Annotated in this window: 8 protein-coding genes and 1 pseudogene; 3 read left to right on the forward strand and 6 right to left on the reverse strand. The window is 64.8% G+C overall.

The annotated features are described in order from the left end of the window. Window positions 1-132: 132 nt before the first annotated feature. Entirely contained in the window at window positions 133-744 is a 612-nt protein-coding gene (locus Q0L57_RS33920) for a sulfotransferase family protein (RefSeq protein ID WP_296747609.1), read from the reverse strand. Window positions 745-925: 181 nt separating this feature from the next. Between Q0L57_RS33920 and Q0L57_RS33925 the strand changes: the two genes are divergently transcribed. Continuing rightward, the gene (locus Q0L57_RS33925) at window positions 926-1,225 is read left to right on the forward strand and encodes a hypothetical protein (protein ID WP_296747611.1); all 300 of its coding nucleotides are present in this window, start codon (window positions 926-928) and stop codon (window positions 1,223-1,225) included. Between the two features lie 568 nt (window positions 1,226-1,793). On the opposite strand, the gene Q0L57_RS33930 is transcribed toward Q0L57_RS33925, so the two are convergent. The 4 genes from Q0L57_RS33930 to Q0L57_RS33945 form a co-directional block, all read right to left on the reverse strand. Then, entirely contained in the window at window positions 1,794-2,756 is a 963-nt protein-coding gene (locus Q0L57_RS33930) for a substrate-binding domain-containing protein (RefSeq protein ID WP_296747613.1), read from the reverse strand. 105 nt (window positions 2,757-2,861) lie between these two features. Next, on the reverse strand, window positions 2,862-3,869 hold the full coding sequence (locus tag Q0L57_RS33935) for a sterol desaturase family protein (RefSeq protein WP_296747615.1): 1,008 nt from the start codon (window positions 3,867-3,869) through the stop codon (window positions 2,862-2,864). 8 nt (window positions 3,870-3,877) lie between these two features. Next, window positions 3,878-4,669 (reverse strand): 3-methyl-2-oxobutanoate hydroxymethyltransferase, encoded by a 792-nt coding sequence (locus Q0L57_RS33940; protein WP_296747617.1) that lies wholly within the window; start codon window positions 4,667-4,669, stop codon window positions 3,878-3,880. A gap of 74 nt (window positions 4,670-4,743) precedes the next feature. Beyond that, window positions 4,744-5,748 carry a LacI family DNA-binding transcriptional regulator gene (locus Q0L57_RS33945; protein ID WP_296747624.1) on the reverse strand — a complete coding sequence of 335 codons (1,005 nt, stop codon included), beginning with the start codon at window positions 5,746-5,748 and terminating at the stop codon, window positions 4,744-4,746. Window positions 5,749-6,073: 325 nt separating this feature from the next. On the opposite strand from Q0L57_RS33945, the gene Q0L57_RS33950 reads away from it, so the two are divergent. Further along, on the forward strand, window positions 6,074-6,445 hold the full coding sequence (locus Q0L57_RS33950) for an endonuclease domain-containing protein (RefSeq protein ID WP_296747619.1): 372 nt from the start codon (window positions 6,074-6,076) through the stop codon (window positions 6,443-6,445). Between the two features lie 126 nt (window positions 6,446-6,571). On the opposite strand, the gene Q0L57_RS33955 is transcribed toward Q0L57_RS33950, so the two are convergent. Beyond that, the gene (locus Q0L57_RS33955) at window positions 6,572-7,402 is read right to left on the reverse strand and encodes an aldo/keto reductase (RefSeq protein WP_296747621.1); all 831 of its coding nucleotides are present in this window, start codon (window positions 7,400-7,402) and stop codon (window positions 6,572-6,574) included. A gap of 214 nt (window positions 7,403-7,616) precedes the next feature. Here Q0L57_RS33955 and Q0L57_RS34345 point away from each other — a divergent pair. Beyond that, a pseudogene (locus Q0L57_RS34345) lies at window positions 7,617-7,730 on the forward strand (GIY-YIG nuclease family protein); the annotation flags it as partial. Between the last annotated feature and the right edge of the window lie 236 nt (window positions 7,731-7,966).

Here is a 7,966-nt window from a genome sequence, read left to right on the forward strand (position 1 = left end):
CTTCTACCTCGCGATGCTGGCCGCGGCCTTCCTGATCCGCGACGACGACGGCGAGCTTTCCTTCGGCAACGTGCATGTGTGAAGGCAGTAGCCGGTAGGCATCCAATGCCTGGGCCGCGACTTTTCTGATCCCTACGGCCTGTTGCCCAGGGCCAGCGCCGTCCGGAACTCCTGCGTGGTGTTGCGGGCGGGGTAAGGCTCGTCCGGCACGGGAACGCCCAGATGGGCGCAGAGCGGCTCCCAGCCGTCGCCGAGCTTGTGGACCAGCAGCCGCTCGGCCGGCACGGTGCCGAGCACTGCCTCGACATTGGTCTCGTAGACGGCGATCGCATGGGCGCGGTCTTGCGGGCGGCCGCCGAAAACCTGTTTCGAGACCAGCGCAATGCCGAGCGACTCCTGGTCGGTGCTGCCGACAATCGCCGGCAGGATGGTCTTTTCGAAACTCGCCCACCAGCTTTCGGGCGAGCGCCAAGTGAGGATGACGCGGGCTCGCGGATAGGCTTCGACCAGTTCGCGCCAGTAATGGGCCGAGGGCCAGTCGACGCAGGATTTGTACCCGGCAAGGAGACTGTCCCAGTCGGGCGCCCCGCCCTTCGCCACGGCCCGCCAGAGTCGCTTCTGCCTGGCGTGCGCCATCACCTCCGACATGTGATGGCAAGGGCCGAAGCCGAGCATGGTCAGCGCCTCGCGCATCGAATCCGTGCCCGTGCGGCCAAAGCCGGTGCCAACGACCTCGATCGACATGGCTTCCCTCCGGCCCGGAACATTAGCTTCGAATTATATAGCTGTCTTGCGCCAAGTTCGGGTTGACCGGCCCAGAGCGGACGGCGACTATCGAGGCAGGCTGGCTATCTGGTTTACGCAATCCCGGCCGGGAAACCGCCCAACGGTTTCCGTGGCATGGCTACACGCAGGAGGAGACCGCATGGACGACACCGACCACTGGCGCAACATGGCGAGCGCGCCGCGGGACGGCAGCCGCATCCTGGTGACGGTGCGCTCTTCCGAGCAGGGACCGGCCGAGGTCGACATGGCCTACTGGTCGCGCGCCGACCAGTTCGGCGAGGAAGGCTGGCGCGCGTCCGACTCCTCGCCGGGCCGCGTGGTCGAATATGCCGATCCGGAGCTCAGGTGCTGGATGCCGCTGCCCAGCGCCGGGCGCGGTTCGATGCCCACGCCCTGGGAGGGCGACGACGTGCCGCTGGTGGATGGGTCGGGGATTTAGCGGGGCGGAAGCGCCGGCGGGACAGCACCCCCCTCTGCCCTGCCGGGCATCTCCCCCTCAAGGGGGGAGATTGGCGGCTTCGTCCTTGGCACCCCTTCCTACAACGTTGGCGATTGGCGAAAGCGGCGACGACAGCTGATCTCCCCCCTTGAGGGGGAGATGGCCGGCAGGCCAAGGGGGCTGTCCCGCCTTCCTATCCGTTCGTCATTCTAGGGCGGAGCAAGGAGCGAAGCGACGCGCGCAGACCTTAGAATCCATGCCGTGATGTTGGTCGCAGAATGCTACGGTCCAGAATAGCCGCTGGCTATTGCGCGAGCTGAGATCGTTCCATGACCGGCTATGTCTACATGATCCGCGAGCCGGAAGGGGACGATGGAGAACCCATCGCGAAGCCAATCCGGAATGGTTCGAGCTGTTTCGTGAAATTGGCTCGTGAATGTTCTGCACCGTGGCGGCTCCCAACCGTCACGGCATGGATTCTAGGGTCTGCGCGCGTCGCTTCGCTCCTTGCTCCGCCCTAGAATGACGAAGGAGAGGCCAGAGGGGGTGCTGTCCCGCCGACGCTGGCTCAATTCTTATTCAAATACCCCGTCATGTTCGCCGGCGTCACCAGCTCGAAGGGCACGTAGACGACGCGGGCAACCTTTTCGCCCTTGGCGAGCGCGAGCGCCGCGTCGACGCCGCCGCCGCCCTGCCCCTTGGCGTTCTGGAACACAGTGACCGCAAGCTCGCCCGCCTTCATCGACTGCAGGCCGTCCTGCGTGGCGTCGATGCCGCCGACCACGACATTCTTCATGTCGACGCCGTTGGCCTTGAGCGCCAGGATCGCGCCTATTGCCGATTCGTCGTTGTTGGCGATGACGGCGTCTGGCGCCGCGCCCGCGGTCAGCCAGTTGGTCATCAGGTTCTGCGCATTGTCGCGCGACCATTCCGACGACTGCTTGTCGGTGACCTTGATGAAGTTGCACATGTCGGTCGAGAAGATCTGCTCGACATCCTTGGTGCGCTGGAGCGCTGCCTGATGCACCAGGCTGCCCATGACGATATAGGCGCTGGCGCCGGCGGACTTGCCTTTGGCGCGCAGCAGCTTGCAGACCTCGAAGGCTTCAAGCGTGCCGGATTCGGTCTCGTTCGAGCCGACATAGACCTGTTTTTCAGGCAGGTTCTTCATGTCCGCCGGCTCGAGATTGACGAAGACCAGCGGGATGCCGGCCTTGGCGGCTTCCTCGCTGATGGTCTTGGAGGCGTTGGTGTCGACCAGGGTGACGATGATGGCGTCGACGCCCGAGGCGATGAAGTTCTTGACCTGGTCGAGCTGCTTGGCGACGTCGTTATGCGCGTCCTCGACCTGGATGTCGGCGCCCTTCTCCTTGGCGCGGTCCTGCATGCCGTGCATCAGCAGCGTCTGGAAGTTGTTGTCGAAGTCGACGATCGAGACGCCGAGCCTGGCGGCGAAAGCGCTTGTCGAGACGGTCGCGAACGCAGTCGTCATCAAAGCGGCCAAGGCCGTCGAGATGAGATATTTCTTCATGGGGTTCCTCCCTTTGCGGATGGGTGCCGGTTCACCCCGCTTTGTCTCCGGCCCTTTCGGGATGAGCGGGCGGCTCTCGCCGCCGCATGGCTGTCTTGACGGGCGTCACCTGGCGGCGGCGTTGGCGCGCGCCTTCTTCTTCTCGTAGCGGGCGTCCATCAGCGCCGCGGCTTCCTTGCTGCCGTCATGGAAGGTGCCGAACCAGCGGTCGAACGGGATGAGGCCGTCGCCGTAGTTCACCTCGAAATGCTTGTGGTGCAGGTAGTGGATGTAGGCATGGCTATCGACTGAGGTGTCGGGCGTCAGTTCCACCTTGTCGAAGCCGACATGCCCGGGAATGGCGCCGAAGCCGGCATAGTGGAGCTGGTAGAGAGCCAGCAGCGGGTTCGACGGGATGATCAGGTGCCAGAAGGCGACGCCGAGATAGCCGAACTGCTCCACCGGATGCATCGACAGCGACGACCAGGGCGACGGATTGACCGAGTTGTGGTGCACCGAATGCACCCATTTGTAGAGCGGGCCCCAGTGGATCGCGCGATGCAGCAGGAAGAAATGCGTCTCGTGGATGACCGGCACCACCAGCGCCAGCAGGAAGAGGTAGACGGGGTGCTGGGCGAAGGTCACCCACGGCACGTAGCCATTGGCGTAGGCGTAAAGGATCGCCACCTCGATCGCGGTCCAGATCGGCATGCCGGTGCCGAAGGTGCGCAGCATGTTGTCGATGTTCTGGTTCTCGAAGAAGAACGCCTTGTTCTTATGCTCGGACGGCCATTTGCCGTTATATTTGAAGCGGTTGCCCTGAGCTTTCAAAATGTAGAGTCTGAGCTCGAAGGCGCCGAAGAAGACCAGCAGCGCGGCGCAGTTGACGATGAACAGGCGCAGGATCCAGCCGACCGACAGCGTCTTCATTGTCTCGACGTCCGGCAGCACGTAGCGCCACCACACCACAGCCGTGAGCGCGAAGAGCAGGTTGTAGGGCAGGAAATAATGCGGCAGCCATTTCAACACCGCCAGCGGGCGCGGCGGAAAGACGAAGAGCGGCGCGGTGCCGGCCGGTTCGCTCGGGGCCCAGTCGCCCCGCTTGTTGCGCGTGCCGTATTGCAGGTCGTCCATGGCGGACCTCACAGGGATTGGGACAGGGTGAGGAAGCGGTCGTAGGCGGCATCGTCCATGTCCACCTGGTGCCTGGCTTCCGGATAGGCGCCGCCGGCAACGTCGCGGCCGAAGGCGCGGAAGGCGGCGACGCGCTTCTCCTGCAATTCCGCCTCCAGCGTGAGGAAGTCGGCATAGCGCCTGGCGTGGCGCGGATAGTGGCCGGCATGGGTGCCCAGCACATCGCAGGAGAACAGATATTGCGTGTCGCAAGCCGCGCCGCAGCCCATGCCCATGGTGATCAGCGGCGTGGAGCGGGTGATGTGCTCGGCGAGGCGGACCGGCACCACTTCCACCTCGATGCAGGCCGCGCCCGCATTCTCCAGGTCCTTCGCCGCGCGCAGCACCTTGAAGGCCTCTTCGGCGGTCTTGCCGATAGCGCGGAAATTCGTCCAGGTGGCGCGGTTCGGCACCAGGCCGACATGGCCGGTGACCGGGATGCCTTCCGCCGCCATGGCCTCGATGAAGCGCGGCGAATGCGAACTGTAAACAGCGTCGGCGCCGCGCTTCATCATGGCGAAGCCAAGCCGCACCGCCTCGTCCAGCGAAGCAACCGCGCCATGCGGCATGCCGACGGAGAGGAACGCGTAAGGCGCCGCCTGGCGGATGGCTTCCAGATTATGGTCCGGTTCGCAGGACAGGATGACGATACCGCAGGCGACCGCTGCGGCCGCCTCTGCGGGCGTGTCGACATGAAGTTGGAGCCATTTCCTGCTGCCCTTGGCGCTTTGCAGGTCATAGGCCGTCAGCCGTCTCGCCACTGGTCATCCTCCCGTTTTGCGAGGGGATAACATCGCGCCCTTGCGAGCGCCGCTTGTTCCTTGATCAAATCAGATCAAAGGTTCTCGGCCGTGAAGGTGATGAAGCGGATCGGCGGGTTCTCCACGGGCAGGTCGTGCAGGCTGAGGGCGGCCAAGACCAGGTCGATGGCGCGGCGCGCCTGCGCCTCCGGCGCCTGGTCGAGCACGACGTCCATCGTGCCGTCGCGCAGGCCGCGCGTGCTGCGCTCGGTCAGCTCATGGCCGACGAAGAAGACGTCGCGACCGCGCGGGTGCCGGCGCAGCACCTCGTTCAGCGCCGTGTTGGCGCCGCCGGCATTATAGAGCCCGGCGAGGTCGGGCCAGCGCGTAAACGCCTCATGCAGCTGCTCGGCGTTGCGGTCGCCGTCGTCATGGCCGAACAGCGCCGCGACCGGCTCGAAGTCCGGTGCCTGCTCGATCAGGTAATCGAAGAAGCCGCGCACGCGGTCGCGGTGGACGCGGTAGATCTGGCTGTGGCAGAGCGCGACCACCTTGCCCGGCCGTCGCTGCATCCTGGCCGTCAACAGTCCCGCCATACGGCCGGCGGCGTAATTGTCGATGCCGACATAGGTGCTTCTCGTGCCGGAAATCTGGGTGACGATCTGCACCGACGGGACGTTTTCTCCTTCCAGCTTCCGCAGCGCCGCGCTCACCAGCGGATGGTCCGGCACGGCGAGGATGAGCGCCGCGCGGCGCATATCCGGTTCGAGGATGCGCCTGGCGATCGCGGCGGGGTTGGCCTCGTCGAGGAAGGTGCGGTGGACGGCGATCGAGCGGTCGAGCGTCGCGGCGATGCGCTCGAAGGCGCGCGACAGCCTGGCGAAGAAGGTCGCGTCGGGCCTGACCAGGATCACCTCGATGCGGATGACGCCGCGATGCGCCTCGGGGAGCCGGCGCGGATAATCCAGCGAGCGCGCCGCCGCCACCACCTTCTCGACGGTCTCGGGTCGCACCCCGCCCCTGCCGTTCAGCACGCGCTCGACCGTGGCGGTGCCGACGCCGGCACGGCGCGCGATCTCGAGAAAGGTGGGTTTTGGAATGGGCGGGGCTCCCGGGATGGCAGGGGGTCAGGGTAGCCGGAGGTTTCGGGGTTTCCAAGGTAGGCGCCGGCAATCTGTCCCTTCGTCATCCTAGGGCGAAGAGATAGAGAGGTCGGCGGGACAGCGCCCCCCTCTGTCCTGCCGGACATCTCCCCCACAAGGGGGGAGATCAGATGCGCGTGGGCTTTCGCTAATCGCCAGCGTCGCAGGAATCGCACTGCAGCGAAGCTGCCAATCTCCCCCCTCGTGGGGGAGATGTCCGGCAGGACAGAGGGGGGCGCCGTAGAGTAGAAACGTCGGCAGACACCTCGGGCCAATTGCGACCATGCCGCATTCTCTCCTGCCGCCTCGACATCGCGCGAACGCCAAATCCATGCGCAAGGCCATGACCGAAGCCGAGCTGAAGCTATGGAACGAGCTTCGCGCCCACCGGTTGATGGGCCTGGGCTTCCGTAGGCAATTCCCGATCGCAGGCTACATTGTCGACTTCGCATGTCCGGAGAAGAAGCTGATCGTGGAAGTCGATGGCTCGCAACATGGCGATGCAGGTCCGGCCGAGGCCGATGAGATCAGAAGCAGACGCCTGGAGCAGGACGGCTGGATTGTCCTGCGCTTCTGGAATGGCGACGTCATCCGCGACATCGACAATGTCTGCCAGCATATCGTTATTGAGGCGGGATTGGCTGGACCGGCCTGAGAGGTCGGCGGTGCCAGATGCCGTTACGCCGGCGGGGCAGCGCCCCCCTCTGTCCTGCCGGACATCTCCCCCCTCGTGGGGGAGATCGGCTGCTTCCGCGCTGGCTCTTACAAGGGACCCGTATCCTCAGAACAGAAACGCCGCCGTGGCCGGATCCGGCCCGGTGCGGCCGTCGCTGGCGTCCATGCCGCGGATGGTCGCCATGTCATCGCCGTCCAGCTTGAAATCGAAGACGGCGAAATTGCCGGCGATGCGGTCCTGGTGGATCGATTTCGGGATGACGATCAGCCCTTCCTGCAGATGCCAGCGGATGATGACCTGAGCCACCCACTTGGCATGCTTCTTCGCGATCTTCTCCAGCGTCGGGTCGGCGAGCAGCCGGCCGCTGCCCAGCGGGCTCCAGCTTTCGATGTGGATGCCGTGCTTCCTGTGGAATTCGCGCTTGTCGCGCTGCTGGAAGCGCGGATGCAGCTCGATCTGGTTGACCACCGGCGTCACGCCGGTCTCGCCGATGATGCGCTCCAGATGGTCCTGGTTGAAATTCGAGACGCCGATCGACTTTATGCGACCCGCCTGCTTCAACTCGACCAGCGTCTTCCATGCCTCGACGTACCTGTTCTGGCTGGGCACCGGCCAATGGATCAGGAACAGGTCGATCTCGTCGATGCCGAGCTTGTCCATCGTGTCGTCGAAGGCGCGAAGCGCGGCATCGCGCTGGTGGGCGCCGTTGCGCAGCTTGGAGGTGATGAACAGCTGGTCCCTCGGCAAGCCGGCCGCCTTGATCGCCTCGCCCACGCCTTCCTCGTTGCGGTAGCCCTGGGCGGTGTCGATCAGGCGATAGCCGGCCTCGATCCCCCAGCGCACGACTTTCGCCGTGATGTCGGCATCGACCTGCCACACGCCAAGCCCGATCTGGGGAATGGTGGCGCCGTCGTTCAGGGTGAGTTGTTCGGGCATGGGGGATCCTTATGCAGGGTGGGTGGTGCCGACTATGTAGGCCGTGGGGCGGGGAATGCCAGTCGGCGAGAGGCTGGCGGGGCAGAGATGGTGCGTCGTGACAGCCTATCCGTTCGTCATTCTAGGGCGGAGCAAGGAGCGAAGCGACGCGCGCAGACCCTAGAATCCATTCCGTGACATTCGCCGTAGAATGCGATCGTCTAGAATGGCCACTTTCGACATCATCGACGCCATCCAGAGTGAAACGTCTTTGAAGCGCTGGCCACGACAATGGACGGTTGAATTGATCGAGAAGACCAATCCGGAATGGTTCGTGCTCTTTCTCGGGATTTGGCTGGCGAACATTCGGCGCTCAGGCGTAACGGCATGGATTCTAGGGTCTGCGCGCGTCGCTTCGCTCCTTGCTCCGCCCTAGAATGACGAAGGCTAGGCTGGCGGGGCAGCGCCCCCCTCTGTCCTGCCGGACATCTCCCCCACGAGGGGGGAGATTGGCAGCTTCGACGCCTCAGCCTTTCGCCCCGAACCGCAGCCCATCCATCAGCAGCTTCACCAGCCGTCCCGAGC

Origin of the sequence: Mesorhizobium sp. (genome assembly GCF_024509055.1) — a bacterium.
Taxonomy (GTDB): Bacteria; Pseudomonadota; Alphaproteobacteria; order Rhizobiales; family Rhizobiaceae; genus Mesorhizobium.